Annotated in this window: 1 protein-coding gene; it reads left to right on the top strand. The window is 54.7% G+C overall.

Going from position 1 to position 1502, the window contains the following annotated elements; translation table 11 throughout:
• Positions 1 to 197: 197 nt before the first annotated feature.
• Positions 198 to 1250 carry a hypothetical protein gene (locus ACWEVS_RS46300; protein WP_452557632.1) on the top strand — a complete coding sequence of 351 codons (1053 nt, stop codon included), beginning with the start codon at positions 198 to 200 and terminating at the stop codon, positions 1248 to 1250.
• Positions 1251 to 1502 lie beyond the last annotated feature (252 nt).

Genomic DNA, 1502 nt, shown 5'->3' with positions numbered 1-1502 from the left:
CTATCAGGGGTTTCTCTATGTGGTCAGGCGAACGCCGACCTTGCGATCACGCTGTGACCAGCGCTCCGCTGCCAGGGGATGAAAAACGTTCACTGTGTGTTGCGTGACACTCTGGACGAAAATTGTCGGACTGGGTCTCTACTATGGCCTTCACCCACTCTTCCCCGCTTCGTTATCGTCCCCCAGTCGGAGCAAACATGAGCAAGGATCACATTCCTGCGGCTGTTCAGAAGGCTCTCTTCCTCCTCAGCAGAGGGGAGTGCTACGCCCCGGAGTGCCCTCGGCCTGTGGTCCAAATGCTCGAAGATGGCAATCCGTACGTATACGGGAAGATCGCACATATATGCGGAGAAGAGGGCGGGCCGCGACATGACCCGAAAATGCCAAAAGCGATTCGCACAAGTTTCGGCAATATGCTTCTTCTATGCGAGGGCCACCATGTGCAAATCGACAATAAGGACAACGAGAAGAAGTTTCCGAAGGAACTTCTTTATGAATGGAAGAAGGCACACGAGGGTGATGTCACGTCTGCACTAAATAGGCTATCGGGGCTTACGGAAGAGCGACTAGAGGACCTAATGCTAACAGCTATTACAACTACTAAGCTAGATCTTCTTGGGGCCGTAAATGATCTAAAGTCCAGCAGCGAGGAGACGGTAGAGACCCTTCGGTCCCTGATGCTCGAAGCTTTCGATCGACCGTATGATAGTGCTCAACTACTCTATGAGGCGGCTTCTCGATTGCGCCATCTCGAGAACAATACCCATCTTCTTTACGAAGCCGCTAATCGCCTGTCACATCTTCATGATAGTACGCACCTGCTCTATAGTGCGACTCAGGAACTTGGGCATTTGCGAGACAATACATCGCTTCTGCTGGATGCGACAAGACAGCTGGATAGCCTGGACGATCGTATCTACATGTTCCGGTCTGCCGCCAATGATATTCCTTGGCATCTTATTCAGAGCTTCGTCGAAAGCTCGAATAATGTTTTCTTCTCATCCCAAAACTCGGGATATACTGATTCCGGGTCGTTCGCATTGAATAAAGCCACAGCCCGCATCGAGGAAGTTGTCGAGGAGCTCCAAGAGCTGCGCACAACCCAGATCAACGAAGCCCAAAGCCATACACAATGGCCACCATCGCCTGCGGGATGGATATGGATAAAGCGCGGTTTCATCGCTGGCCTTGTGCTGGCTGCCGCTGTCGTTGTCACGATTATCGCATTGACTACGAACGGCGGCGCTTGATGTTGAGTGAGATGCTGGGCGTTGAGCCCCTCTGCGACAGCGCCTGCCCGTCTGCCGTCGTCCCACCCATCGGGTAGCGGGCCAGCCGCGGGGCTACCCCGGCCGTGCGCCCGGTGTCAGGGCGGTGATGGAGCGTAGGCGGCCCCGCGGCTGGTCTGCTAGGTGTAATGACCACAGAGGTTGAGTGCGCCAAGGACACGAGCCCGATGTGATTGAAATGAGGGAGGGCCTGCGGGTTCGGTGTGGATTGCG

The organism is Nonomuraea sp. NPDC003754 (assembly GCF_053605785.1).
This window is presented reverse-complemented; position numbering and strand designations above follow the sequence as displayed.